We start from the raw sequence: 26,369 nt of genomic DNA on the forward strand, positions 1-26,369 counted from the left end.
GTGAATACTTTGTTCATCTTTGATTAAGGTTGATAAAATTACACTGCGTAGGAAGAATTGATGAGATAAATAAAAAGTATGAAAAGAATAACACAAGAAGTGAATGACTTTATCAGCCGAGGAATGGATTCTAACGTGCGAATCGCAGTGACTGGCTTGTCTCGTGCGGGTAAAACCGCCTTTATTACTTCTCTGGTTAATCAATTACTGCATACAGCAACACACGACAACTTGCCGCTGCTGACAGCGGCGCGTGATAAGCGCTTGATTGGCGCGAAGCGTGAGCCTCAAGCCAATATGATGGTACCGCGTTTTGCTTACGATGATGCGATGAACCAAATTCACGCAACGCCGCCTCAATGGCCAGTACCGACTCGTGACGTCAGTGAGATTCGTCTGGCTCTAAAATACAAGCCAAATAAAACCACCAAAAAACTGCTGAGTAAAACGGCGGTACTGAACGTTGACATCATTGACTATCCGGGCGAGTGGTTATTGGACTTACCACTACTTGATATGGATTTTGCGACATGGTCGCAGACGCAATTTGAAGCGTTAAAAGGGCAACGTAGCGAGCTTGCTCAAGCTTGGCTAGAAGAGTTAGACCAAGTCGACCTCAATGCGGACGTCAATGAGAAAAAGCTAGAGAGAGTCTCACAGGCTTACACCGATTATTTGCATGCGTGTAAAGCGTCTGGCTTGCACTGGGTTCAGCCGGGACGATTTGTTTTGCCTGGAGAGCTTGCAGGCGCACCTGTTCTGCAATTTTTCCCCTGTCAATTAGAGGCCGAAAGAAAAACGGTAAAAGGCAGCAATTTAGCGATGCTAGAAGCGCGTTTTCACGAATATCAACAAAAGGTCGTGAAAGCATTCTACAAACACCACTTTGCGACATTTGATCGCCAAATCGTGCTGGTGGATTGCCTGCAACCATTAAATGCGGGTGATGAAGCTTTTTATGATATGCGCCAAGCACTTGAGCAGATCATGCACAGTTTTCGTTATGGTCGGAGTAGCTTCTTACGCCGCTTGTTCTCGCCAAAAATCGATAAAGTACTGTTCGCTGCGACGAAGGCTGACCATGTGACGCCAGATCAGCATCCTCAACTTGTCTCTTTGCTGCAACAAATGGTGCATCCTGCGTGGCAAACGGCTTCTTACGAGAACATTGAAATGAGCTGCATGAGTATTGCCTCTATTCAAGCAACGACATCTGGCTTTATCACTTCGGGTGATAAAACGGTTCCAGCCCTACAAGGGACAACCATAGAAGGGGAGGCGATAACGATGTTCCCTGGGGAAGTACCAAAGAAACTTCCGAATGCTGTTTATTGGCAAAACAGTGGCTTTGATTTTACGTCTTTCCGACCTATGTCATCAGAAAGTGACGAGCCGATGAAGCATATTCGTCTAGACAAAGCACTTGAATACCTACTGGGAGACAAATTGAAATGAGCGAGCTAAAACAAAAACAAGTCTTCTCTGAAAAGGTCATGCACAGTGAAGAAGAGGATGTCTCGCCAGAGTTTACGGCGCAAAAGACATTCTCGGAAAACGAGACTTTCGTTGCTGTTGAAATAGAAGAGCAACCGGAAGACACCGAGCAAGAATTACAGCTTGAACATGTGATTCGTCCAAAACCTGGGCGTAAATGGCTTACAACAGGGTTATTTGCCACCTTTGCTGGTCTGGTCGGGTGGCAGGCGGTGGATTCGATTGTCACGGCTGTGCAAACTGCAGATTGGCTTGCATTGGGCTGGGCTGGCTTTATCTCCACTATTGCCTCTTTTGGTTTAGGAGCGTTAGGCAAAGAACTATGGAAGCTACGCAAACTTCGCAACCACTTTAGCGTGCAGGAAGAAAGTGAGGCATTTATCGACAGTCAAAGTGTTGGCAAAGGCAAAGTATTTTGTGAAAAAGTGGCTGAGCAAAGTGGTGTACTTGCTGAAAATCCGGGTTTTGATCGTTGGAAGAATAGCGTGAACCCAGCACACAGCGATGCCGAAATCCTTGAAATGTACGACTCAATGGTTGTAAGTCAGCAAGATAAACTCGCGACCAAAATTGTTTCACAGCACGCGACAGAGTCAGCCGCGTTAGTTGCCGTTAGTCCACTAGCTGCGGCTGACATGCTGTTAGTGGCGTGGCGTAATTTCAAAATGATCGATAATCTCTCGAAAGTCTATGGCGTTGAACTTGGGTACGCATCTCGAATCAAGCTACTTCGTGCGGTTTTTGTGAATATGGCGGCGGCTGGTGCAAGTGAACTGGCGATCGATGCGAGCATGGATTTGATGTCGATGGATCTCGCAGGAAAGGTGTCTGCTCGAGCAGGGCAAGGCTTGGGAGTGGGTATTCTCACCGCACGCTTAGGTTTGAAATCCATGTCATTGCTTCGCCCATTGCCTTGGTACCCTGAGAGACAAGTGAAACTCGGCGCTATTCGTAAAGAAGTGGTGGCGAAAGTTGCATCAATCACGATGAAACCGTAATCAATATCACCTTTGACGGTGAGGATTGCTTGACGCCATTCCAAGCTTGGTAGAAACTACTGTCAACTTTTCCTGACAGTTGTGAATTGGGATATTTTAAGTGCGTCTTGAAGTCTTTTGTGAAGATAGACTCGGTTTAACCCGAGAATTGCTCGATATTTTAGCGTCTAAAAGCATCGACTTACGTGGTATCGAAATTGATATCAGTGGCATCATCTACCTGAACTGCCCAGATATCGATTTTGATACTTTCAGTGAGTTGATGGCCGAAATCCGCCGTATTCCGGGGGTTAAAGACGTACGTAAAATCCAATTTATGCCAATGGAGCGTCACAATACGGAGCTGCTTTCATTGGTGGATAACTTACCTGATCCGGTCTTTGCCATCGATCTGAAAGGTGCGGTAGACATGGCAAACATGTCTGCACTTTCTCTGCTCGGGCAACATAAGCAAGATGTGATTGGCACACAAATTGGTATGCTATTGCCAAGTGTGCGCTTTAATCGTTGGACAGAAGGAGTGAATGCCCGTACCAGAGAAAGCCTTGTCATCGATGGTTTGGATTATATCCTTGAGTTGATGCCGGTTTATATCAAAGATGAAGCTCAAAACTCCACGCTCGCCAGTACGCTAATGACTATTCGTTCAAGCCAGCATGGCGTGCAAATCGAAGAGACATTGCCGTTACAAAACCAATTGGGTTTCGAGCATTTTGTCGGTTTATCCAATCGCCACAAAGCATTGATCAATCAAGCAAAGAAACTTTCTGTGCTTGACCAACCGTTGTTAATTGAAGGTGAGACTGGTACTGGTAAGGAAATGCTAGCAAAAGCGTGCCATAGCCGCTCTGGTCGTGCGAACAAACCATTCCTAGTACTTAGCTGTGCTTCTATGCCTGATGATGTGGCAGAGACGGAACTGTTTGGTCATGCCCCAGGTTCATTCAATCATGAACTTGGCCACAAAGGCATATTCGAACAAGCAAACGGTGGTACGGTGTTCCTCGATGAAATCGGTGAAATGAGTTCGCATCTGCAAATTAAACTATTGCGCTTCTTGCAAGATGGTAATTTCCGTCGTGTTGGTGCTGAAGATGAAATGCATGTCGATGTTCGTATTATCGCATCAACAAAACATAACCTTGCCGAGTTAGCCGAGGCAGGGCAGTTCCGCGAAGATTTATACTATCGTCTCAATGTGCTCACCTTGAATATTCCTCCTCTGCGCAAGCGTTCAAACGACGTCGCGCCGTTGCTGGATTTATTCGTCACGAAACACGCGCAACAATTGGGCATTGATAAGCCAGAATTTGATGATGAATTGGTTGATGCGTTAGCGAACTATCAATGGCCTGGTAATATGCGTCAGCTAGATAACATGGTGCTTCGCGCGTTGACGGAAATGGAGGGTAGCTTGTTGAAAGCGGATAACTTCAATCTACCGCAACCTCAAGCAATGGGCGGTGGCTCAGCAACGTTGAACTTAGATGGTTCGTTGGACGAAATTATGCGAGATTACGAATCGCAAATCTTAGAGCGTTTGTATCAGTCTTTCCCTTCAAGTCGTAAGCTCGCGAAGCGATTGAATGTTTCGCATACCTCGATTGCGAACAAACTGCGTGATTATGGTATTCGAAAAGCCTAAGGCGATCGCAAAATTGTGGCTTCAGCAAAAGCTAGAGTACCAGCAATAACTTATCTGGAATCAAATGGAAGTTGTCAATAATAATGGTAGATAAAAGCTCCTCAATCGCCGTTCACAAGTTGGACGGCGACTTGCTTCTACGCACTGCAGATATTGGTGATGCCGATATGATCGCAGCGTATTTTCAAGCGAACAGAGAATATTTAAACCCCTATGAACCTAAACGCGAGGAAGCTTTCTATTCGGTTAATGGCTGGCTGCAAAAGCTGATCAAGTTGAAAGAGCTTCATCGTATGGGCTTAGGCTACTATTGTCTGCTTGTTCATGCCGATTCTGGTAAAATGCTCGGAACACTTTCTTTCAGCAACCTGACTCGATTTCCTTTTCATGCATGTAACGTGGGTTACTCGCTCGCAGAAGAGGCTCAAGGAAACGGCTATATGCGCCGCGCGTTGAAAATGGCATGCGATTATATGTTTGATGTGCAAAAAATGCATCGCATTCAAGCGGGTTACATGCCACACAACACACGCAGCGAAGCGGTGCTACAGCATGTTGGCTTTGAGAAAGAAGGCTATGCAAAGGAATATTTGTTGATCAATGGTGAGTGGCAAGATCACGTGCTGACATCCTTGACCAACCCGAACTGGAAGGCAGAGGCTCGATAATTGGAAAGATTGGAGAAGCAATTAGCGTTATTGATTGAACTCGATCAACTGAAAAGTGTGCTGCGTAGAACCCGTGTTAAAAGTGCCGAGGGTCGCTTAGAAAATAGTGGTGAACATAGTTGGCATGTTGCTTTAATGGCTGTGTTGATGCAAGAGCACGCGAATGCACCTGTCGATATTGGTCGAGTGATGAAAATGCTGCTTATCCATGATGTGGTAGAGATCGACGCGGGCGACACCTTTGTTTATGATGTTGCAGCCTCAAAAGAGCAAGAAGAAAAAGAATTGAAAGCCGCAGAGCGGTTGTTTGGCATGCTGCCAAGTGACCAAAGTAGCGAATTACTTGCTTTGTGGAATGAGTTTGAAGCCGCACAAACTGACGATGCCAAATATGCTAAGGCGCTGGATCGCCTTATTCCTATGCTACTGAACTATCATAATGATGGCCAAAGCTGGATAGAAAATGGGGTAACGCGAGAACAAGCGTTAACCGTTAACAAAAGAATTGAACTTGGTTCTGTCACGTTATGGGACAAAGCCAAAGAACTGATTGAAGGTGCCACCGAGAAAGGTTGGCTGAAGTCGTAAAAAAGGAGACTGAATGTCTTATTTGCCTTTGGATGAATACCAAAGAAAATGGATTTTTACTCACCAGTCGATGCCTGTGCCAGAAGAAGACCTCGCTTTTATCAAGCCAATGAGTCAGGCACGTGCAGCGCAGTTTTGGAAAGAGAACGTCAGTGCACAAAGTCCTGATATGGACCGTTTGAGCTCGTCTGATTGGCCAATGAAAGAGCAGAACTGGTCACAAGAGGTTGATTGGATGGCTGCATGGGAAGACGACGAACAAGGGCTTCCTGAAGAAGTGATTACTTTTATTGATTGGCAAGACGACGTCACGGTTTATTTTTGCTACGAGAAGTACAACGTGATTGAAACCAAATGGTCGATTTTTAAAAAGTACTGGAAGAACTTTTTGTTCTACGATGATGGTCCAATGTTACTTGGACGGCGTCGTTCTGAAGCTCTGTGGTTTGACTCGAAAGGTAATGTCAAACTGGGTGAGCGCAGCTAAACACAAATCTAATTATGAAGCCACCAGTACGGTGGCTTTCGTTTTTCTATAAGTTTGATAACGGACTCAACACTCCACCCGCGCCGCGCTCGATGACGTGTGTGTAGATCTGGGTTGTTTTCACATCTGTGTGTCCAAGTTGTTCTTGAACCGTTCGAATATCAGCGCCTGACTCTAACAAATGAGTCGCAAAACTATGGCGTAAAGTATGGCAAGTAACGGTCTTCTCGATACTTGCATCTTTGGCTGAACGCTTTACTGCTCGTTGGATAGCACTTTCATTGATGTGATGACGCCTTAATTCCCCAGTATCTTTGTCTGGGCTTAGTTTTGTTGATGGAAATAGAAAGTGCCAGTTGAAATCTAGCTCCGCATCAGGGTATTTTCTTCTCAGCCCATCTGAAATATACACACCAGCATAGCCCGCAACATGACGATCTTTTTGATAGTAGTCGCGAGCTAAGTTCATTTGTGCTTTTAAGGGGGCGTGGAGCTCCTTTGCGAGTGTGACGGTTCGGTTTTTGCCCCCTTTCCCTTGCCAAACACGAATTGCTCCGTAGTCGTAATCGATATCCTGTATTCTTAGCCGTAGACACTCCATGACTCTTAGCCCTGACCCATAGAGTAACTGTATATGTAGTTTGTATTTTGGATCGATATGCTGAACGAAGCGCCTTACTTCAGCTTTCGTTAACACTACTGGCAGTTTCTTTTCTGTCAGAGACTTTTGAAAACGCATATCAAGTGAAAGTGGCATTCTAAAATACTCACGGTACAAGAAAGAGATGGCATTCAGGGCGAGCGCCTGTGTTTTTACGGCGACTTTTTCATCTATCGCTAAATGGCTGAGAAAGCGTTCAACATCGTTTTCAGCTAATTTAGACGGATGAGCGAGCTGGTGGAATACGATGAATCGTTTGATCCAAAAGATGTAACTCTCAATGGTTTTCTTCGCATAGTGACGTGCGATCATATGTTCTTTTATGCTAAGCAAAAACTGACTTTTCATAACTAAATTTACATGGGTATTTGTACAGTTCTATAAACTTAGCGTCTCACATCTAATTAGGCTTCACCACACCGTCTAATTGCGTGGTTGAGCACACAGATTCATACTGATTTTCTATTTGTTTCATAAAGATAAGTGCTAGCATGCATTTTTCTTTTGGAATGAAAGAAGGCGGTAGCGTGCCTGAAAGGCGGCATATAGCCGTATAGAAAGCGTTAAATGTACGGGGTTAATTTTGACAGAATTTGTAAAAACAGGATTTGAGCTTTTTAAGGCATACTTTCCTAGTGCAGCGGTATTGTCTGTTGAAGCCAGCACAGAAGTGTTACCTGCATTTGTTGGTGGTAGTGCAACGTTACTGACTAACGTGATAGGTAATGTCTTACATGACTATCAAAATAAACCGCTTTCACCACGTGAAAAGTTAAGAACATCTTCAGTTTACGTTGATGCTCATTTGAAAATTGCGAAACGTTTGGAAAGCGGGGATCTTGTGCGTGATGATGACTTCATTAGGCAGAGGTTAGGTCAGAGATCTTCGGCTGAACAGTGTTTAGATGCAACTATTATGAAAGCTGCCGGGCAATACGAAGAAATCAAACTCCCATTATTCTCTGAGCTGTATGTGTCAGCATGCTTTGACGCTGATATATCGCCTGAATTATTGGCTATATATTACTCTCAACTAGAACAACTAAACTACATTCAGTTACTTGTTTTATATACACTTAGTATTGAAAAAAATCGGTTGGAATGGAAGTGGAACTCAGCAGATTTTAATGATGTTGTTTACACTTTGCTTAAAGAATTACAGTCTCGAAACTTAATCAATGATTCATTCTGGGGTGACAGTCCAATCATCCTCAACCCTTTAACGGAGAGGTTTATAGATGCAATAGGTTTTAGGTACATTGCAGACTATGAGCATGATGTATGCTCGCAACTCAAGTCCTCAGGCAAGTACATTTAACAAAGCATTTAAGAGTGATTCGCAACGCTTGGCAGTTTCGCTTTGCTCAAGTATAGCCAAGCATCGCTCACACCTTAATGCGGCGTTAGTTTGCAAGAGGAAAAACGCAGCTATATCGCAAGATCTAGTGGTAAAAACTCAAAGTTGAAATTGGCGTATCGGCGTTCAATTTCAGTGTTAACTAGCGTGGTGAAAATTCAAAATTGGCATCGTTTCAACGGTTGATTTGTTCTTTGGTGCGGCGACTTTTAGGGTTACCTGAGTCGAACTTTTTTGCTGAAACTCTGCTCGTTGAGTTTGTTGGTACAAAAGCCGATCTACTCGCTGAAATGGCGTTTTCTCTGGTGTGGTAAGTTCATGTGGTTTCAGTGGCTTTGTTGAAAGTCCGCATTGTGAGATTGGTTTTCCAAAAGCGCTTTTTGGTGTTGTTAGTTCGTTTTCTGAGGCGTTGTTTGTTCCACGTGGTTTCATTGAGTAGTCGTTCTTAGACTACGCCTGACTTAAGTGCATCAAAATACATAAAGTTTATTGTTTGCAAAGTTTAAAATAACCTAAAATCAACGCTTTGGGTTTGCAAACTAACAAACTGCTCAAGAGGGATTCGCAACGCGTGGCATTTTTACTATGCGTTGATTTTAGTGATTAAGGTGGTTTGCGGTGGCTTCGGTATTGCGTTGCTCACCCCTTAGCAGAGCGTTATAACAACAAGGAGAGTTCCGTGAAAATAACAGTTTTAGATGACTACCAGGATGTGGTTAGAACGTTAGATTGTTTCGAATTACTATCACATCACGATGTGTCCATCTTGAACGAAACACTTCCTGAAACTGAGTTGGTAGTTAAGCTAAAAGATACCGAAGTTCTTGTTTTAATCCGAGAACGGACAGTGATTACAGAGTCACTGCTTGCACAGTTACCTAACCTTAAAGTTATCAGTCAAACAGGTAAAGTCAGCAATCATATTGATGTCCACCTATGCGAAAAGTATGGAGTAAAGGTGTTGGAGGGGCGTGGCTCTCCTGTTGCTCCTTCGGAATTAGCTTGGGCGCTGATTATGGCGGCAAGTCGCCACGTACCAACTTATTCAGCTAATCTCCAAAATGATAAATGGCAAAACTCTGGAGTGCTTGGTTTAGGTCGCACTCTAAAGGGCTTGAAGCTTGGTATTTGGGGCTACGGAAAAATTGGACAACGAATTGCCCAATATGCAAAAGCATTTGAAATGTCGGTGGTTGTCTGGGGTAGTGAGGGATCTAGAAATCTTGCGCTTGAACATGGCTTTGAAGCTGTCGCTTCAAAGGAAGCATTTTTCTCTGGTTCGGATATTGTGTCACTTCACTTACGTCTGAATGAAATAACTAGGGCGTGCGTAACAGCTCAGGACTTGAGCTTAATGAAGCCCGACTCTTTATTTGTAAACATTAGTCGCTCAGAGCTTGTAGAAAACTCTGCGCTATACAACGAGCTGGCGACGGTCTCAACTAAGCGAGCTGCCGTTGATGTATTTGACAATGAACCGGCTTCGCTTGATAACGAGCCTTTATTGTCATTACCAAACGTTACGGCTACCCCACATTTAGGGTATGTAGAGCAAAACAGCTATGAGCTTTACTTCAAAATAGCATTCGAGAATATTTTAGCTTTCGAGCAGGGTAAGGTATAAACATCAGCATCGAAGAAATCGTTGTTATAACAAACTGTTTAAGAGTGATTCGCAACGCGTGGCATTTTTACTATGCGTTGCTTTTAGTGTTTAAGGTGGCATGCGGCGGCATAGGTATTGCGTTGCTCACACCTTAACAGGGCGTTAGGCAATTAGCTGGAGATATACGATGGATGCTTTTGAAAGTGGCTTAGCTTGCTATTGTCATCAGAGCCAAAATGAAGTTAATCGAATTAGGCGATTTTCCCAATCTATAGATTCTCACTGGGAATCGAAAGCTAAACGCTTGGACAGCGAATTTGAGAAATCGTTGGCAAAAACTACCTGCGAAGATCAGCGTCAAGAATTAGGTGAGACCTATGGAATGTTTTACTATGAAGACATAGTAAAGAGTGAATGGATACACAAACATAGTGTAGTAATTACTATTTCGAGTTTTGTCGAAAATTCCTTATATGAGTTATGTGAACTACTAGCACTGCATCAAGGTCAGCCTCTAAAGTTACATGAGAAAGGAAGGCTATCGAAGGTAGAGAAATGTCTACTCTACCTTGAAGACAATGCTCATCTTAGTCTCGCTGAGTGCAAAGAAGAAGCCGATGGAATGATTGTCGGTTATAAGCTAAGGAACCAGATAATCCATAACAACGGCAAAGTGACCGAACGGTTTGAAAAGCAAAAGGCTCAATGGAAAGGGTTGGTTAAAGGCAGTTTAGGTGCTTATATTGAAATCGATAGCAAATTTATAACATGGTACTTAGAACAAGTTGCGGCGTTTTACTATAAGTTAGCTCCGGAAGTGTCGTCATTTATACAACGTACAAAAATTGCCTAACAAAGCGTTTAAGACAGATTCCCAACGCATGGCATTTTTCATTCCATCGTTGGGTTTTGTGTTTACGGTGCAATGGTTTAGGTTAGGTGGTCGCGTTGCTCACTACTTAACGCGGCGTTATGTAACTTCAAGGCTCATCAGTTTCAACGCTTTGTTATCTCTACCGTAATGTGGCTTTCTCTTTTTTACATGCGTTTGGAACAGCTCTACATTGTCAGTCACAAGATTATTACTGTGGATTGAGGTTGAGATGAAATTACCAACATGGGAAAAACTACGTGCCAATTACCCAGCTTTACCTGCTAATGTGGTGTTTGAAAAGATCGGTGGTAAAGTGGGCTTAAACTATGAACTAGGTATATTTTCTAACGCTTGTGCTATAAGAGTTTCAAAAGCTCTTAACGGGAGCGGGGTAGAGCATAAAATTCCTCGCTATAACGCTATTGGACCGGAAGGTAAAATGAGTCTCCAAGTGTCTTCTGGACAAAATAAGTTTTGGTATATTTTCCGTGTAAAGATTCTTACGAAATATCTATCAGAAAAATACTTCAGCCCAGAGGTGTTGACCCCAGAAGAGCATTTGGAAAAAATTAAAGGGCGCAAAGGTATTATTATCTATCAAGTCAATGGGTGGAGTGATGCGACAGGGCATGCTGATTTGTGGGATGGGAAAAAATGTGTATATGAAGGGTATGCATCAGTTACGCATAAAGTTTTATTCTGGGAGTGCGCATGATAAGGGTAATCGCTTTTATTATTATACTTGTTTCATTACCTATAAGCGCCAGCTCTAATACACGAGTTCCTATTAACGGGCAGTTAATTCAATTTGCTAAAGCAAATTGCTTATATCAGTACTTTCAGCATAAAAACTATGACTTAAACGATATTAGAAATATATCTGCGGGTATAGTTCAGATGAGTTCTCTGGCACCAGAAACATTCGTTGAAGTATCTCGATTGGTGAAAAACTATGAGCCAGAGGTTAAGTATAAGAAGGATACATCTCCTTTACTCGTGAAGTGTTTTACCTTGGATAGTGACCCTGTTTTTCTAAGAAAAATCAACTCGTTGACTCACGGCGAATAAAGTTACATAACAAACTGTTTAAGAGTGATTCGCAACGCATGGCATTTTTACTATGCGTTGCGTTTAGTGTTTAAGGTGGTATGCGGCGGCTTTGGTATTGCGTTGCTCACACCTTAACAGGGCGTTAACCATCTTTAATGAGGTTCATGTGAACAAAAGTCATAAATCAGTGATGCAGACCATTGCAATGTACGCTTGGATTACAGTCGCCTTTTGCTGTCGATTTTTACTTGGAAACTTGTATGGTGTACTAATTACTACCCTCATTTTACGCACTTTCAGTGAGTCAATATTTGGCTTTCCGCCATACACACTTTACGAGTTAACCGGATGGCTGTATTCATTGAGTGAAGAGATGAAAGTCGCAATAGCCAGTTCATTAGTTACAGTTATTGGCTTTTTTATCGCATATGCATCCGCTACTGCAAACTGGAAGTCTCAACTTCTTGCTAGCATAAAGTTACAAGCGTCCTCTGACCTAAATAGTTTTTTTACCGAAGTAAATTCGTTAATCACAGATTTGGAAATTTATGCTAAAGACGTAATTAAGTCGTTAGATATTATTCGAAGCTCCACAGATGAAAATGAAAAAATGTTTCAAGCTTCTTACCTTACTCAAAGAGGGCAGGAAATAGACATAAAGAGGAAGCGCCTTGTTTCTTTATCAATACAAGTACACCATTTTGAGGGCAAGTATTCGAGCCTGTTTATTTCTGTACCAAGTGTTTTACAAAGTTTTCGAAAAGCAGCTTCAGCACTTGATGACGTTAGCTCTGTATCTTGGTTTTACATTCCATGCGCTTATAGGGATGATCCGCATCCAGTTGAAAGTTATGTTAATCAAATAGGTAAAGATAAATACGAAGCCTTCATACGTAGTGTTGAGAAAAATCGCGTACTGTTATCATTTTATCCGGGAAGTGCGGGCGGTGTTTTGCAATCAGATGTAGTTCCATTTAATGTCTTTTCTTTGTTCAATATGTTTAAGAATTCTAGGCTTTTTCATAGTGTCTTTGATGAGGTAAGAAGGGCTAAAAAAGAAGGTTAACAAACTGTTCAAGAGGGATTCGCAACGCGTGGCATTTTCACTATGCGTTGATTTTAGTGATTAAGGTGGTGTGCGGTGGCTTTGGTATTGCGTTGCTCACCCCTTAACAGGGCGTTATGCCTCAGGAGGAAAAATGGAAAAGTCCATCCGAGAGTTAGCTAAAGAAGTTGGTCGAGTTATTCCGAAACCAGAAGCGAAAGCAGACTTCGTAATCAAAGGTATTGGTAGGCGAAGAGGTGAAGAAGCGTTGATCTATCGTATTCCCTCTCATTCGGAGAAAGCCCCTTTTTATGAAAAAGGAGTGACGCTATCAGAATTCCAACTGGCTTATTCACATTTAAGAGAATCAGGCTACTTAACAAGAACTTGGTTTAATAAAAACCTTTCTGCTTGTGCAAAAGAGGGCGCGTGCAATTTTACAACCATAGGTGGCGTTTTTTGCATTTTAGGTGTGGCAGAATACATATCAAAAGCGACCTATCAGTCAAAGGCATAACAAACTGTTTAAGAGTGATTCGCAACGCGTGGCATTTTTACTATGCGTTGGTTTTGGTGTTTAAGGTGGTATGCGAGAGCTTCGGTATTGCGTTGCTCACACCTTAACAGGGCGTTAGTACGGGTTTGACGTCAAAGGTCATAAGTTTTGGTGTTTATCTGTTTTGGCGCTCGTCTTTACACCTTTCAGTTTTTACCTTTCACGTTCTTTCCGGTGGCACTATATGCGGAGTGTTTGCTTTGATTTCACCGTTTACGGTCTCTAACTCTTAGCCTATTTCTTTGGCGCTTCTTCGTTTTCGTTGTACTTCCTGAGTTAATCTTGTCGTTCGTTGGGTGTTGCCATCAAAGTGCGAGGATCGAATCCTTTTCTAATTTGAAGCCATTAAAAGTAGGGGAGTTCAGTGCGTTTTTCTTCTAGCCAACTTTCGTCTTTCAATTGGAATTAAGTTTTGTAGCTGCCCGTCTCACTTCAGTGTTCAAAGCCTTTCATATCATGCTAGTTTTCAATATCTTGGAGCGCATAAATAGAAGTAGCGCATGTACTAACAAATTGCTTAAGAGTGATTCGTAACGCGTGGCATTTTTACTTTGCGGTGGCTTATGGTGATTAAGGCGCTGTGCGGTAGCTTTTGTATTGCGTTACTCACACCTTAGCAAGGCGTTAGTACGGGTTTAGCATCAAAGGTCATCAGTTTTGGTGTTTATCTGTTTTGGCGTTCGTCTTTACACCTTTCAGTTTGTACCTTTCACGTTCTTTCCGGTGGCACTATGTGCGGAGTGTTTGCTTTGATTTCACCGTTTACGGTTTCTAACTTTTAGCCTATTTCTTTGGTGCTTCTTCATTTTCGTGGTGGCTTTTGAGAGAGCCTTGGTTGTAATTGATGCTGTCGTCGGAGTACGAGGATCGGATCCTTTTCTAATTTGAAGCCAGTAAAAGTGGGGGGCGTTCAGTGCGCTTTTCTTCTAGCCAACTTTCGTCTCTCAATGACGGTAAAGTTTTGTAGCTGCCCGTCTCACTTCAGTGTTCAAAGCCTTTCATATCATGCTACTTTTCAATATCTTGGAGTCCATAAATAGAAGTAGCGCATGTACTAACAAATTGCTTAAGAGTGATTCGTAACGCGTGGCATTTTTACTTTGCGGTGGCTTATGTGATTAAGGCGCTGTGCGGTAGCTTTTGTATTGCGTTACTCACACCTTAGCAAGGCGTTATGTGTCAGAGAGAGATTATGAGATTTTTGCAATTATTTATCTTGATCTTAGTAGTAGGGTGTTCAAGTTCTGTAGAAAACACTTACTCATCGGAATATTTAGATCTAGAGCCAATAGAGTTTGTATCGCCGAGATACCCTAAAGTTGCAGTAGAGAATAACCTGTCAGGGTATGTGGTCATGACGTTTAACATTACTAAAAATGGAGATGTGGCTGATATTGTTGTAATCGATTCCACCCCAAAGGGGATCTTTGAAAAGGTAGCTGTACAAGCGTTGTCCAAATGGAAATATGAGCCACTTGAAGATGTTGAGCTTATTGCTCAAAAACAAAAATTAGTCTTTAAAATCTAACACATAACAAATTGTTTAAGAGTGATTCGGCACGCGTGGCATTTTTACCATGCGTTAGGTTTAGGGTTTAAGGTGGTATGCGGAGGCTACGGTATTGCGTGCCTCACACCTTAACAAGGCGTTATGTGATAAGGAGGTCACATTGAATATAGAATACAAAGTTAACAAGCAGATCTCAGCTGACGAGTTTATTGGTTTGCTTAAGCGCTCGACGTTGGGAGAGCGCAGACCAATAGAAAATATCGAATGTATCAAGGGTATGTTGGACAATAGTAATCTCATAATCACTGCTTGGGATGGTTCTAAACTGGTTGGTATTTCTCGCTCTATTACGGATTTCCATTATTGTTGTTATCTGTCCGACCTAGCGGTTGATGAATCGTATCAAAGGTTGGGAATAGGCAAGCAGTTACAAGTTCAAACTCAAGCTCAAATTAAGCCTACATGTAAACTGTTTTTAATCGCCGCACCCGCAGCCAATGATTATTATGGACAGATTGGCTACACCAAAAACGAACGTTGTTGGGTGCTGGAACGTGGTAGTGAAATTATCACATAACAAAGCATTTAAGAGTGATTCGCAACGCTTGGCGTTTTCGCTTCGCTCAAGTATAGCCAAGCGTCGCTCACACCTTAATGCGGCGTTAGCCCTATCAGAGGAAAACAATGAAATCTGCAGTATTAGTTATTGATGTTCAGTCGATTCTTTTCGACCCGGAACCTCAACCATTTGAATCACAAATCGTACTAACCAAAATTAATGAGGTTACGAAATTAGCGCGTGCTAAGTCTGTTCCAGTTATCTTTGTCCAGCACGAGCAACCTAAATCTGTTATTGAATACAAAAGCGTTGGTTGGGCATTACAGTCGAGCTTAATTACACAAGCTGGTGACCATTACGTTCGCAAAACAACGCCAGACTCATTCTTGAACACGAACCTTCAAAGTGTTTTGAATGAACTCGATGTAGATAGCTTAATTGTGTGTGGCTACGCCTCAGAGTTTTGCGTTGATACCACCATTCGCAGAGCTGCAGGTTTAGGCTACCCCGTAACGTTGGTATCTGATGCTCACACAACTCATGATAAGGAGCACGCCAGTGGGGCTCAAATTCGAGAGCACCACAATGCTACATTACCTAGTATTTCTAGTTTCGGTGTTAAAATCGAAGCGGTAGAGGCGTGCAACCTTTGGGCATAGGGCTAACAAGCAATTTAAGAGTGATTCAGCACGCTTGGCATTTTTAGTTTGGGTTAAGTTTGTGATAACGGTGGTTAAATTGAGTGTCGTGGTTGCGTGCTTCACACCTTAATTGGGCGTTATATGACTGATGTCGTGAAAAAATACTCGAAAATTGATTAGTGCATGAACATCAGTTAAAATTACCTCAGTATCATTATTACATTACGATACATCCTGTAAGGAACAGAGAGGTAGACTATGACTGCCAAAACACAAAATAAAGTGAAAAAGACTAGAGCAAACCGTGTCGGTGATGTTACTTCGATGAAGGTTTTTGGCTCTAAAATGAGTCGGTTAGTTAAGAAAACAAGTCAACTTGAGCTAGCGTCATTAAAAGAAAAAGGTATTATCCAATAAATGTCGTCTTTTGATTTTTGTCTGTCAGACACTTTAAACAAAGTGTCTGATGACCCAGATTTTATCGATCTATTCAATAAATTCCAATACTATAAAGAAAACAGTGAGCCCCACGAAATCGCCACTCCTTCCCGTAAAGTTCAAGAAGAAACTGAAGGTTTGATCGCAGAGTTTGGACGAGATCGTTTTTTCAAAAATCCGCAACATGCTAGGCAAGATGATCTCACGCATTTACATTTGTTTACCGATGACTGTGAATGGTTAGATGAAGATGGAAGTCCTAAAGTACAATGGGAATGTACCTCCAATAGCTACCTTGTATACTCATACTTTGAGTCAAACGGCATCCATGTCTTTTATCTAATTGCTCTAATTGAAAAAGGGGCTCATCGTCTTACAAAAGATCTGCCTGATGGTGATCCAAATCCTATCGTTCTAGAATGGTTAGCTGAGGCTATTCGTTTTAGAAAGGCATACCCAGAGTACTCTAAGTAAACAGTCATATAACAAATTGTTCAAGGTGATTCCAAACGCGTGGCATTCGCAGTTTGAATCACCTTTTTGTGTTTATGGCACTTTCATTTTGGTTATGTGTAAGCGTTTGTCACACCTTAACAAGGCGTTAGCATTCAATCGAAATCAAACATATTAGATGGTGGAAAATTAATGTTAGAAAAAGAAGTTATTATAGAAAACTTAAATAGCCTTCATGAACATAAGATGGCGAGAGACATCTTTGTCCCTGTATTGGTTAAAATGGGTTGTAAGGGAGTAAAGTTTACTGGAGGAGCGGATGAAGTAGGTATTGATATTGAGTACTACGAACTAACACAGCCTGAAAATTTAAAAAGTTATGTAGGGGTTCAGTTTAAAAAAGGTAACTTAGTTTACAGTAGCGGAGGTTCTAAGAACTCTGTTAAAGAAGTTAAAAATCAAGCTGAAGAAGCATTTGATAAAGAGATACATGATATAGAGGAGCATTCAACAAAATTTATATCTAGGTTTGTAGTTGCTACAACAGGAGATATTAATGAAAAAGCTCGGTCATTTATTGGAAAGGCACGACAGAAAGGTCACGATAGACGTATCGATTACTGGACTGGAGATCGGCTTGCTGAATATATTCAAGATTATTGGTACGAAGAGTTTTTGGCATATTTCAGTCTTAAAGAAAGCGAGGGTATGGTTTCTGACGAGTGTATAGTGGATCTTGAATATCTTGAAGAAAACTACCAAGACATAATACAAAAATGCCAGAAAATGCGAGCTACAGTAAATTCACTAGAATGGAGTATCGTCGAAAATATCCTATATCTAATGATTGCTAACCAAGGTGGTACGGTTTCCTTAGCTGATTTGTTAATGGAGTTAGGGCGAACTGAGGAGTTCCTCAGTGAAGAATTTCGACATCTTATAGAACTTGAGTATGTGTATGCTGATGAATCAGGTTTCAGTTTGGATGGGCACGCTTCTAATCTGTGGCAATTGTACGAAAAAATCTCTGACGAATTAATTGATGCGGAAGAAGAGCCTGAAGAAGCTGAAAGTCTGCTTAAAGCGTTAGTTCTATAATGCTAACAAACTGTTTAAGAGTGATTCGCAACGCGTGGCATTTTTACTATGCGTTGGTTTAGGTGATTAAGGTGTTATGCGGCGGCATCGGTATTGCGTTGCTCACACCTTAACAGGGCGTTATGCAGATTATCAAATAAAGAGTAATTAAATGGAAAACGGTGTAAATACTATTGGTACGTTATTAGGTTGGAATGATCTAGGCTTGTTCGCGTTAATATTTGCCGCATTGCAGGTCATAATAGGTTTTTGGTTGCAATCACGAATTCGATATTCGATTAAAAATGAGTACGATCAAAAAATCGAACAGCTAAAAGTTGACCTCAACTTTAGCATCAAAAAGAGAGAAGAGGCTGCTTTAGTAGCTGAATTGTTAGCAGAGTGGGTTAGTCGTCCAGAAGATTGTAAAACGCTCAACAAATTACTTTGGGAGGCATCTCTTTGGCTACCTGACGAAGAAGCTTTAGAGATAAACAAGCTTCTCGCTCATGAAGGGGATATTACTACTAAGAAAATGATAATTAAAGTTCGTAAAATTATTCAAGGTGGAGAAACGAAAGTTACAGCTGATGATTTGACTAGTTTTGCGAACAAATCTGCATAACAAACTGTTTAAGAGTGATTCGCAACGCGTGGCATTTTTACTATGCGTTGGTTTTAGTGTTTAAGGTGGTATGCGGGAGCTTCGGTATTGAGTTGCTCACACCTTAACAGGGCGTTATGTTGCAGGAGAGAATATGGAAGTTCTGAATCAGCTTTTTCCATCAGAAAGTCAGATGGAAAGGTTAAAATCTTCACCGGAATCAGGTGAAATTCATCTACTAAACCTTTTCAAGTTTAAAGAGAAGGCAGAATATGCAGATGGTCGAGAAACTAATCTAACGGGCAAAGAAGCATATGAACTTTATGGTCAGCCTATGCTTAAGGTTTTGGAAAAGTATGGTGCTGAAGTTGTCTTCTATTCAGAGGTGACTGGTCTTATTCTTGGGCAGGTTGAAGACCTTTGGGACTCATTTGTTATTGTAAAATATCCATCTCGCCAATCGCTTCTTGAAATGACGTCATCCGAAGAGTTCTTAGCATTAAGCGTGCATCGCGAAGCCGGGTTGGCAGGGCAGTTAAACATAGAAACGAAGATACCTTGAGTCACAACATAACAATCTGTTTAAGAGTGATTCGCAACGCGTGGCATTTTAACTATGCGTTGCGTTTAGTGTTTAAGGTGGTATGCGGCGGCTTCGGTATTGCGTTACTCACACCTTAACAGGGCGTTATATTCATCGGGAAAACTGGAGATAAATAATGATGAACATACAACTAGAAAAACCAGTCTTCTATCTTAATGAGTTTGCTTTGAGGTTTGAGTTAGGCCCTGATGACGTCGACATATGGTTGGATGACAACCGAAAAAATTATAATGAAGAGTATTTTGAAATTGCGATGAGTAGAGCACTTAGTATCTATGAAGCAGCATTTAAACCTTCAGATATGATCAAAGTCTGTTATCAAATTTTTTCCGATGGACGGAAGAAAATTAGAAAAAGTGACTACTTCTTTAAACTGTTCGAGCCTCTGTGTGGTAAAGCTTTAGAGTTTTCGGAACATCGAGATATTTATACCGAAGATCTAGAGTACAAAAGACACTGCTGGAAAAGAGTCACCATTTCCGATGTGTTCGTGTCAGAGTTAAATATAAAACCGATCATTCAGGCTTGTATTGACGGGGACTTTGGTGATCGTGGACCAACCCTAGCAGGGCAACTGTTTATAATTAATTGTGACAAAGAACTGATGTTTCACCTCTATGATGACCGAGGTCTAGATGTTGCCGCCAGCAGTAAATGGGCTCTAGAAGACCTCTATCAAAATCAGAACCAGTTGTTACTCGATTACGATAAGCAATATATGGATAGTTTGTTCAAATGAATATAACAAACTGTTTAAGAGTGATTCGCAACGCGTGGCATTTTCACTGTGCGTTGAATTTAGTGATTAAGGTGGTATGCGGCGGCTTTGGTATTGCGTTGCTCACACCTTAACAGGGCGTTATTTCCGCAACGGATCTCTCAGGCTGTATGTACGTGGTTGTAGCCTAAGAGTGAAAGTGGCGGGGTAATAGGGTGGAAAAGCGGCGAAAAGGGCGAATATTGGTCATTTCCATGCTAGCCTTAAAGCGCTTTAAGCGCACCTTAATATGGCGCAGCAATTAAAGAGTGACGCTAAAGCGATTTAAGGTAGTGAGCTGCCAAATACTTCGGCTTCGATTTTTGCCTGCATACCGAAAATTTCTCGTAATATCAAAAGATTAGGCGTAAACATAGCCGACTTTAGTTGCGGAATAACAAGACGTTCAAGGCGATTCGAAACGCATTGGGGTTTTAGTGCCCAAATAGGCACGGATTTATCAGAGTTTATTTTAGGTTAGGGTGGATCTGCGTCTCTCACACCTTAACTGCGCGTTATGCTTTTTGAGGAAATATGACAAAATACGAGATAATTTCGACGATCATATTGTTGGTTAGTTTTGCTGCTAATGTGATTCAATTTAGGTCTAGGAAACCAAAGCTAAAGATCCAACTGTGCCGAAGCCATGAAGTAAATAATGATGGAGTGGGTACATATCTATGTGCTCGTATCTTTATTTCTAACCATGGTAGTGAAACTGCTTATTATAGTGGGCTTCAAGCGATTGATGATAAAGGTGAGCTTTTTTTCCCAAGTTGTTCTTTGGGTATTCCTTCTGAAATACCACCAAATGCTTCAATTGTAGGTTGTATCCCCAATGGTCACTTGTTGTGTGATGGAACTAAGGAACTTGCTGTTGTGGACGGAACGTTGCGAAAGCATAAGGTTTCCAAGAAGCACCTAAAAGACGTAATACAAGACCTGAGAAAAGAACGTGAGCGTTTAGAAAACCTTGGATTTGAAGTTCACCCTAATCGTTCGTGGGCTACCGAAACACAAGCATAACAAAGCATTTAAGAGTGATTCGCAACGCTTGGCAGTTTCGCTTCGCTCAAGTATAGCCAAGCGTCGCTCACACCTTAATGCGGCGTTAGTTTGCAAGAGGAAAAACGCAGCTATATCGCAAGATCTAGTGGTAAAAGCTCAAAGTTTAAGTTGTCGTATTGGCTCTCAATTTTAGTGTTAACTAGCGTGGTGAAAATCCAAAATTGGCATCGTTTCAACGGTCGATTTGTTCTTTGGAGCGGTGATTTTGGGGTTAACTGAGTCGAACTTTTTTGCTGAAACTCTGCTCGTTGAGTTTGTTGGTACAAAAGACGATTTACTCGCTGAAATGGCGTTTTCTCTGGTGTGGTAAGTTCATGTGGTTTCAGTGGCTTTGTTGAAAGTCCGTATTGTGAGATTGGCTTTCCAAAAGCGCTTTTTGGTGTTGTGAATTCGTTTTCTGCGGCGTTGTTTGTTCCACGTGGTTTCATTGACTAGCCGCTTTTCGACTACGCCTGACTTAAGTGCATCAAAACACATAAAGTTTATTGTTTGCAAAGTTTAAAATGACTTAAAATAAACGCTTTGGGTTTGCAAACCAACAAACTGCTCAAGAGGGATTCGCAACGCGTGGCATTTTTACTATGCGTTGAATTTAGTGATTAAGGTGATTTGCGGCGGCTTTTGTATTGCGTTGCTCACCCCTTAGCAGGGCGTTATACATTCGGAGTCAGTATTTGGAAACCAACGATCTTATAGCCTTAATATTTAGTGGTATCGGAGCTGTTTTTATATGCATATATTACATGGACAAAAAGCAGTCAGTTTGTTGTGAATGTAATGAAGTAATCAGTCATAGGAAGCAGAATAGATATACTCTTGAAAAAGGTGGGGCTAAGCTTGCCCTATGTAAGAAGTGTTTTAACAAAATAAACAAACAAGCTTCGTTAAAAGCGCAAAACTGCTCTTGTTGTAAGAAGCCGTTTACGACTCGCATGAAAATCTCTGAATGGAAAGGAGAGTTTCAATCATACTTTTTGTGTGTTCAGTGTGAAAAGAAAGTGTCTAAAAGAGTTGAAAATACATTTCTACTCAATCAACTTTTGTCGCCCGACTTTATAAAAAAGCACTCTAACTTCTCTGATTTGGAATCAATGGTCGAGTACTCTGGTGTAGAACTGCAAACACAAGATGATCTTAACTCTGATGCATGGAACACGTTTATTGCTACCAATACTTCATTTTCCTGTTGGCATGAGATGAAAGTTGGTGCGGAAGTGCTAATGCTACAAAGGCAAAACGACATTATTGTTCAGAGCTTGCGGAAACAGAATGTATAACAATCTGTTTAAGAGTGATTCGGCACGCGTGGCATTTTTACTATGCGTTGGTTTTAGTGGTTAAGGTGGTATGCGGAGGCTTCGGTATGGCGTGCCTCACACCTTAACAGGGCGTTAGCTATCTATCAGGAGTTGTGAGTATCTATGAATAATGAATATCATTGGTGGGACCTGGAAGACTCTAGCTTCAAAGGTGTTTTATACGATTCGATAAATTGTTATTTCCTGCATGATTTGCCTTATAAAAATTGGCAAGAGTTCTCTGAAGCTGACCCGCATATGGCTTACGCACATTTAACTTATGTTCGATTTAACATGCTTGAACAACAGTTCATTGATTTGCGGGTTATCCCTCAAATGCTTGGAGTTGAAACTGTTCCAGTTAAGTCGAGCGTTCAAGACATAAATAGGTACGACTGGCTTAAATCTATCGTTGACTTGACGTTGTTTCGTTTTTCCAGCTTGAGAGATATAGCCTTTCACTTTGTGAATGAAGTTTTGGAGCTAGGGCTTTCTGATTTTCAGTTAAATATTAAGCAACTGAAAAAAGCCCTAAAAACACAGTACCCTGAAATTCTAGAGGACTTAAAAACTCTTGATAAAACGGGTGAAGAATTGCGGACTGATCGTAATGACCGAGCTCATAAGGGGTTCATCGAACTCTATACTGGCGATGATCAGATGTTCAAAAATATGTCGTGGATGGAAGGCAAGGTTATCGACAACACTGAGTATGATTTGGTCGGTATTTATGAAAACTCCCGTGACAAAATTTGTGATCTAGTAGTTCAAGAAGTACAGGTGGCATTAAAAGCTACAATCAACTTAGTTGATAATTGCTATGACCACTATCGTGATACACACCTTAAGTTATCACGCGGTTCTGCAATGGGAGTGTCGCAACATTTCCCACTGCATTGTGAAAAAGATAGCTAACAATCTGTTTAAGAGTGATTCGCAACGCGTGGCATTTTTACTATGCGTTGGCTTTAGTGTTTAAGGTGGTATGCGGGAGCTTCGGTATAGCGTTGCTCACACCTTAACAGGGCGTTATAGCGATAGAGGCAAAAAATGATTTGGGAATCTTCTGATTGGAAAGAACCTTTGCTAGAAAGCGCATCTAGATTGCAGAAACTAAGTAGATCAAACGAGATTGATGAATCTGAGTTTGTGCAAATTGAAAAAGATGTTTTCATCGGCTTTTATGCCATTCGAAAGCTAATGGATACAGCCAAAATCTCAGACTCAACCAAAAGCTTTGATGTTAGTTTGAAATGTTTCCCTAACCTGAAGCCTGTAGATTATATGAATTGGCATAGATTGGACGAGTTGTATGATCTTAGCGGCAAACAGTTTGAAACCAAAACTCTCAGAGTACTGTGCAATTTTATTGTGCATAGTTATGTATTTATGCCAGAACTAAATGACGAAGGGCACCTTGTAAGTTTTTATGTTGCGTCAGACAAAGATCGAAATAAAAAGCTTTACTCAGTTTCTATTGAGCAGGTAGTAAACATTTTCAAATTGGTTGGTAGTGACTATCCAAGTAATACCAAGATGGTAAGGAACCCTAAAACAGGTGATTGGGACATACAGTCGTGGTGATAATCGCTATAACAAACTGTTTAAGAGTGATTCGCAACGCGTGGCATTTTTACTATGCGTTGTGTTTAGTGGTTAAGGTGGTATGCGGCGGCATCGGTATAGCGTTGCTCACACCTTAACAGGGCGTTATGTTTACTTGAAATTCAAAGGCTTAAAGGTCTTAGGTTATAGTTCTTTGTCCCTTTCGCAATTCGTTCCAAGTAGACTCAGCAAATCCGCATTGTCGGTCTAAGTTCTTGAATCTATCAGCCCGTAAAACATGCCAATGTTCGTGGGTTGCTTCATTGTCAGGTCGTGGCGGTCGGCTTTTGGTTTAACTGGCTCAAAGTCGCTTTTAGGTTCTTAGCCAATCAGCATTTCAGTTTGGCAGTTGCCTCGGCAATTCAGCATTGTCTTGCGCTTTGGTTGGAAAGATAGGGCGCTAGTTGTTTCTTGGTCGGGTTGCCTCATTGGGCAGGGAAGTGGAATTACTCGTTTCAAGTTGGTCGCCTTTGGCGGTCAAGTAGGTCCATACCGTGTGGTTTGCTTCAGAAAACTAGTCAGAAATAGCAGTTCTTTCTCAAATAAATCAGACGTTTGTGGTAAAACATAACAAACTGTTTAAGAGTGATTCGCAACGCGTGGCATTTTTACTATGCGTTGGTTTTAGTGTTTAAGGTGGTATGCGGTAGCATCGGTATTGCGTTGCTCACACCTTAACAGGGCGTTATAAAGATAGAGGAACATGTTAAGTGACAGAAACAATAATGGCTTACCTTGATGCAGGAAACTATGGTTATGTTTTTCTGTTTATTGCTATATCAATCGTCATTAACTTTGAAAAGATTCTTTCTACGTATTCAACCCATAGAAAACGCCGCTTAGATTCATTGGAGCGTTCAGTATCAATTGAAAGTTTAGATGAAAGGCTAAAGCGTCATTTGCATTCGGAGATTGAGATAGAAACTTTTTATCTTACTCATGGCGTGAGAGTTAGCCGTGTACTCTTAAACGGGATGTTAGATCTTAACGAAATCATTGGCACTCGGGTTTCGTTTAAGCACATAATTCGTTGTAGCCGATTACTTCCCAACCTCAAAGATGTTCATAAAGAGAACTTTCAAATTGCTATCGATAAATTTGATAAACTATATGCATATTATAATTTGGGGCTAGGTTTGCCGGGTTTTATTGGAGGGATAATATGGTTTGCTTACAGCATATCTCAAATAGTTACGTCGCCAAATTACCCAAGTTTAATCGTCTCTTGTTTCACGGTATTAGTCAGTTTCGCCATGTTGTTCCAAGGTGCTCCGTATATATCAACCAAAATTATTAATAGAGAGCTGCGTGATTTACCCATGCGTGAGAGCGTTTAGTCATCTTTATAACAAACTGTTTAAGAGTGATTCGCAACGCGTGGCATTTTCACTATGCGTTGGTTTTGGTGTTTAAGGTGGTATGCGGTGGCTTTTGTATTGCGTTGCTCACACCTTAACAGGGCGTTATGCTTACAAGAAGTTAGGATTATGAAATATACGAAAAATCAACATATGTTGTCTCAGTGGTTTTTAAGAAATTTTCGCAGTGATGACACTGCAAATGCACCAAAAGACAAGCAAAGGGTATGGTGTCATAGCGTCAACATATCAGATGAGGGTGAGAATGATATTAAAGAAATTCCGTTACCAATATCATCGATAGCAATTAAAAAAGATTGTTTTATGTTAGTTGATTGTGACTCTCAAAAGAAGTTTGATATAGAGGATGAATTATCTGAATATGAGAGAGATACGTCTGTTTTATTTAATGAATTAGTGCATAAGCACAAATTCCACAAACTGCTTGATGTTAGTAGAAAGGGCAATGCACTGGAGAAAATGGTTAACTTTATGGTTATCCAAATGTTGCTTGGCTTTTTGAATCCTCAAAATAAGATGGATGGTAAAGAGGGTGTTCTAGAGCATATTTTACCTGATATGGTAAAAAACTATGAAAGCATTAAAGAACTTATAACTAATCCACCGACTGAGATTCAACCATTCTATTCTCAAAATATTTTTAAGAAAATGCTAAGAGTGGTTAAGTCTAATTCGGAAGTGTACGAAAAGTGTAAAGCTCTACTCTTTCTTTCAATGGTAGCTGAAGCTAAAAACCTACCTGCGCCAATAGGCTATTTAGCTAGGCTTAGAAATGGAATGTTCTCAAAAATCCATATCACCGGTATTTTTCATACTGGCTATGAATTCGATAGCACAGAAATAAGACCTGTCTTCACGACGAGCCCTAATGTGGTGATGTTCAATCAGAATAATAACTTCAACTTATTGCCAATATCGCACAATTTAGCTATAGGTTTTTCTCTTGGAGTCGCTGAATACTATAACTCGCACTTGAACATATTTAGTGTTTATCCAAACAAGTTAAAATGCAGAAGTAGCAAAAAGATCAAGATTTATCGTGTATCTCATGATTACATGGATGGTATTACTGGATGGGTAAATTTGATTGGTGTGGGACAAACAAAAACAATGTATACGCCATATGAATTGAAAGACATTGAGCGTTACCTACAGCATCAAAGTGATAATTACGATCACCACTATTCGCCGGATGAACCAGAGCTGGTCAAAATATAAGCATAACAAACTGTTTAAGAGTGATTCGCAACGCGTGGCATTTTTACTATGCGTTGGTTTTAGTGTTTAAGGTGGTATGCGGCAGCTTGGGTATTGCGTTGCTCACACCTTAACATGGCGTTAGCTGAA

The 26,369-nt window shown here is 41.2% G+C and carries 29 protein-coding genes; 28 read left to right on the plus strand and 1 reads right to left on the minus strand.

What is annotated here, in order from left to right:
* Positions 1 to 78 precede the first annotated feature (78 nt).
* The 6 genes from C1S74_RS00175 to C1S74_RS00200 all read left to right on the plus strand — a co-directional run bounded on the left by C1S74_RS00175 (position 79) and on the right by C1S74_RS00200 (position 5,880).
* Positions 79 to 1,455, plus strand: coding sequence for a YcjX family GTP-binding protein (locus C1S74_RS00175; RefSeq protein ID WP_045398120.1), 1,377 nt, complete (start codon positions 79 to 81; stop codon positions 1,453 to 1,455).
* The gene (locus tag C1S74_RS00180; protein WP_045398117.1) at positions 1,452 to 2,492 is read left to right on the plus strand and encodes a YcjF family protein; all 1,041 of its coding nucleotides are present in this window, start codon (positions 1,452 to 1,454) and stop codon (positions 2,490 to 2,492) included. Before C1S74_RS00175 ends, C1S74_RS00180 begins: the two co-directional genes overlap by 4 nt.
* Positions 2,493 to 2,592: 100 nt before the next feature.
* A complete protein-coding gene (gene tyrR, locus C1S74_RS00185) occupies positions 2,593 to 4,137 on the plus strand; it encodes a transcriptional regulator TyrR (RefSeq protein ID WP_038866464.1) in 1,545 nt (514 codons plus the stop codon).
* Positions 4,138 to 4,220: 83 nt separating this feature from the next.
* The gene (gene rimJ, locus C1S74_RS00190; RefSeq protein ID WP_045398115.1) at positions 4,221 to 4,805 is read left to right on the plus strand and encodes a ribosomal protein S5-alanine N-acetyltransferase; all 585 of its coding nucleotides are present in this window, start codon (positions 4,221 to 4,223) and stop codon (positions 4,803 to 4,805) included.
* Positions 4,806 to 5,393, plus strand: coding sequence for an HD domain-containing protein (locus C1S74_RS00195; protein WP_038866468.1), 588 nt, complete (start codon positions 4,806 to 4,808; stop codon positions 5,391 to 5,393).
* 13 nt (positions 5,394 to 5,406) lie between these two features.
* A complete protein-coding gene (locus C1S74_RS00200; protein WP_038866471.1) occupies positions 5,407 to 5,880 on the plus strand; it encodes a DUF2947 domain-containing protein in 474 nt (157 codons plus the stop codon).
* Positions 5,881 to 5,926: 46 nt separating this feature from the next.
* Here C1S74_RS00200 and C1S74_RS00205 read toward each other — a convergent pair whose 3' ends face one another.
* Complete coding sequence (locus C1S74_RS00205) at positions 5,927 to 6,889, minus strand: integron integrase (protein ID WP_045398113.1); 963 nt, start codon at positions 6,887 to 6,889, stop codon at positions 5,927 to 5,929.
* 235 nt (positions 6,890 to 7,124) lie between these two features.
* Between C1S74_RS00205 and C1S74_RS00210 the strand changes: the two genes are divergently transcribed.
* The 22 genes from C1S74_RS00210 to C1S74_RS00420 all read left to right on the plus strand — a co-directional run bounded on the left by C1S74_RS00210 (position 7,125) and on the right by C1S74_RS00420 (position 26,240).
* A complete protein-coding gene (locus tag C1S74_RS00210) occupies positions 7,125 to 7,859 on the plus strand; it encodes a hypothetical protein (RefSeq protein ID WP_045398111.1) in 735 nt (244 codons plus the stop codon).
* Between the two features lie 718 nt (positions 7,860 to 8,577).
* Entirely contained in the window at positions 8,578 to 9,522 is a 945-nt protein-coding gene (locus C1S74_RS00225; protein WP_045398110.1) for a D-2-hydroxyacid dehydrogenase family protein, read from the plus strand.
* 169 nt (positions 9,523 to 9,691) lie between these two features.
* Positions 9,692 to 10,357: a hypothetical protein gene (locus tag C1S74_RS00235; RefSeq protein ID WP_045398107.1), complete on the plus strand. Its 666-nt coding sequence runs from the start codon at positions 9,692 to 9,694 to the stop codon at positions 10,355 to 10,357.
* A 250-nt stretch (positions 10,358 to 10,607) separates the two neighbouring features.
* Complete coding sequence (locus C1S74_RS00245; protein WP_041061605.1) at positions 10,608 to 11,093, plus strand: type VI secretion system amidase effector protein Tae4; 486 nt, start codon at positions 10,608 to 10,610, stop codon at positions 11,091 to 11,093.
* Positions 11,090 to 11,446: a hypothetical protein gene (locus C1S74_RS00250; protein ID WP_045398103.1), complete on the plus strand. Its 357-nt coding sequence runs from the start codon at positions 11,090 to 11,092 to the stop codon at positions 11,444 to 11,446. Before C1S74_RS00245 ends, C1S74_RS00250 begins: the two co-directional genes overlap by 4 nt.
* Positions 11,447 to 11,594: 148 nt before the next feature.
* Complete coding sequence (locus tag C1S74_RS00260; protein WP_045398102.1) at positions 11,595 to 12,494, plus strand: hypothetical protein; 900 nt, start codon at positions 11,595 to 11,597, stop codon at positions 12,492 to 12,494.
* Between the two features lie 133 nt (positions 12,495 to 12,627).
* Positions 12,628 to 12,990: a hypothetical protein gene (locus C1S74_RS00270; RefSeq protein ID WP_038939653.1), complete on the plus strand. Its 363-nt coding sequence runs from the start codon at positions 12,628 to 12,630 to the stop codon at positions 12,988 to 12,990.
* Positions 12,991 to 14,221: 1,231 nt separating this feature from the next.
* A complete protein-coding gene (locus tag C1S74_RS00290) occupies positions 14,222 to 14,557 on the plus strand; it encodes an energy transducer TonB (protein ID WP_010648852.1) in 336 nt (111 codons plus the stop codon).
* 142 nt (positions 14,558 to 14,699) lie between these two features.
* On the plus strand, positions 14,700 to 15,116 hold the full coding sequence (locus C1S74_RS00300; RefSeq protein ID WP_045398098.1) for a GNAT family N-acetyltransferase: 417 nt from the start codon (positions 14,700 to 14,702) through the stop codon (positions 15,114 to 15,116).
* A 107-nt stretch (positions 15,117 to 15,223) separates the two neighbouring features.
* Positions 15,224 to 15,757, plus strand: coding sequence for a cysteine hydrolase family protein (locus tag C1S74_RS00310; RefSeq protein WP_045398096.1), 534 nt, complete (start codon positions 15,224 to 15,226; stop codon positions 15,755 to 15,757).
* A 240-nt stretch (positions 15,758 to 15,997) separates the two neighbouring features.
* Positions 15,998 to 16,156: a hypothetical protein gene (locus tag C1S74_RS26390; protein WP_156145316.1), complete on the plus strand. Its 159-nt coding sequence runs from the start codon at positions 15,998 to 16,000 to the stop codon at positions 16,154 to 16,156.
* The gene (locus C1S74_RS00315) at positions 16,157 to 16,651 is read left to right on the plus strand and encodes a type II toxin-antitoxin system YafO family toxin (protein ID WP_052437295.1); all 495 of its coding nucleotides are present in this window, start codon (positions 16,157 to 16,159) and stop codon (positions 16,649 to 16,651) included.
* A gap of 171 nt (positions 16,652 to 16,822) precedes the next feature.
* The gene (locus C1S74_RS00320) at positions 16,823 to 17,728 is read left to right on the plus strand and encodes a hypothetical protein (protein ID WP_045398095.1); all 906 of its coding nucleotides are present in this window, start codon (positions 16,823 to 16,825) and stop codon (positions 17,726 to 17,728) included.
* Between the two features lie 151 nt (positions 17,729 to 17,879).
* Positions 17,880 to 18,332 carry a hypothetical protein gene (locus C1S74_RS00325; protein ID WP_045398092.1) on the plus strand — a complete coding sequence of 151 codons (453 nt, stop codon included), beginning with the start codon at positions 17,880 to 17,882 and terminating at the stop codon, positions 18,330 to 18,332.
* A gap of 133 nt (positions 18,333 to 18,465) precedes the next feature.
* Positions 18,466 to 18,873, plus strand: coding sequence for a DUF1330 domain-containing protein (locus C1S74_RS00335; RefSeq protein WP_039989863.1), 408 nt, complete (start codon positions 18,466 to 18,468; stop codon positions 18,871 to 18,873).
* 157 nt (positions 18,874 to 19,030) lie between these two features.
* Positions 19,031 to 19,654, plus strand: a complete 624-nt coding sequence (locus tag C1S74_RS00345; RefSeq protein ID WP_045398089.1) for a DUF3885 domain-containing protein — start codon at positions 19,031 to 19,033, stop codon at positions 19,652 to 19,654.
* 552 nt (positions 19,655 to 20,206) lie between these two features.
* Complete coding sequence (locus C1S74_RS00355) at positions 20,207 to 20,698, plus strand: hypothetical protein (protein WP_045398086.1); 492 nt, start codon at positions 20,207 to 20,209, stop codon at positions 20,696 to 20,698.
* Between the two features lie 716 nt (positions 20,699 to 21,414).
* Positions 21,415 to 22,017 carry a hypothetical protein gene (locus tag C1S74_RS00370; RefSeq protein WP_005378539.1) on the plus strand — a complete coding sequence of 201 codons (603 nt, stop codon included), beginning with the start codon at positions 21,415 to 21,417 and terminating at the stop codon, positions 22,015 to 22,017.
* Positions 22,018 to 22,161: 144 nt separating this feature from the next.
* A complete protein-coding gene (locus C1S74_RS00380; protein WP_045398084.1) occupies positions 22,162 to 22,953 on the plus strand; it encodes a Cthe_2314 family HEPN domain-containing protein in 792 nt (263 codons plus the stop codon).
* Positions 22,954 to 23,088: 135 nt separating this feature from the next.
* Positions 23,089 to 23,622 (plus strand): hypothetical protein, encoded by a 534-nt coding sequence (locus tag C1S74_RS00390; RefSeq protein WP_045398082.1) that lies wholly within the window; start codon positions 23,089 to 23,091, stop codon positions 23,620 to 23,622.
* Positions 23,623 to 24,353: 731 nt separating this feature from the next.
* The gene (locus tag C1S74_RS00410) at positions 24,354 to 24,980 is read left to right on the plus strand and encodes a hypothetical protein (RefSeq protein ID WP_025510797.1); all 627 of its coding nucleotides are present in this window, start codon (positions 24,354 to 24,356) and stop codon (positions 24,978 to 24,980) included.
* A 150-nt stretch (positions 24,981 to 25,130) separates the two neighbouring features.
* Positions 25,131 to 26,240, plus strand: coding sequence for a DUF4238 domain-containing protein (locus C1S74_RS00420; protein ID WP_045398078.1), 1,110 nt, complete (start codon positions 25,131 to 25,133; stop codon positions 26,238 to 26,240).
* Positions 26,241 to 26,369 lie beyond the last annotated feature (129 nt).

This window comes from Vibrio hyugaensis, from assembly GCF_002906655.1.
Taxonomy (GTDB): Bacteria; Pseudomonadota; Gammaproteobacteria; order Enterobacterales; family Vibrionaceae; genus Vibrio; species Vibrio hyugaensis.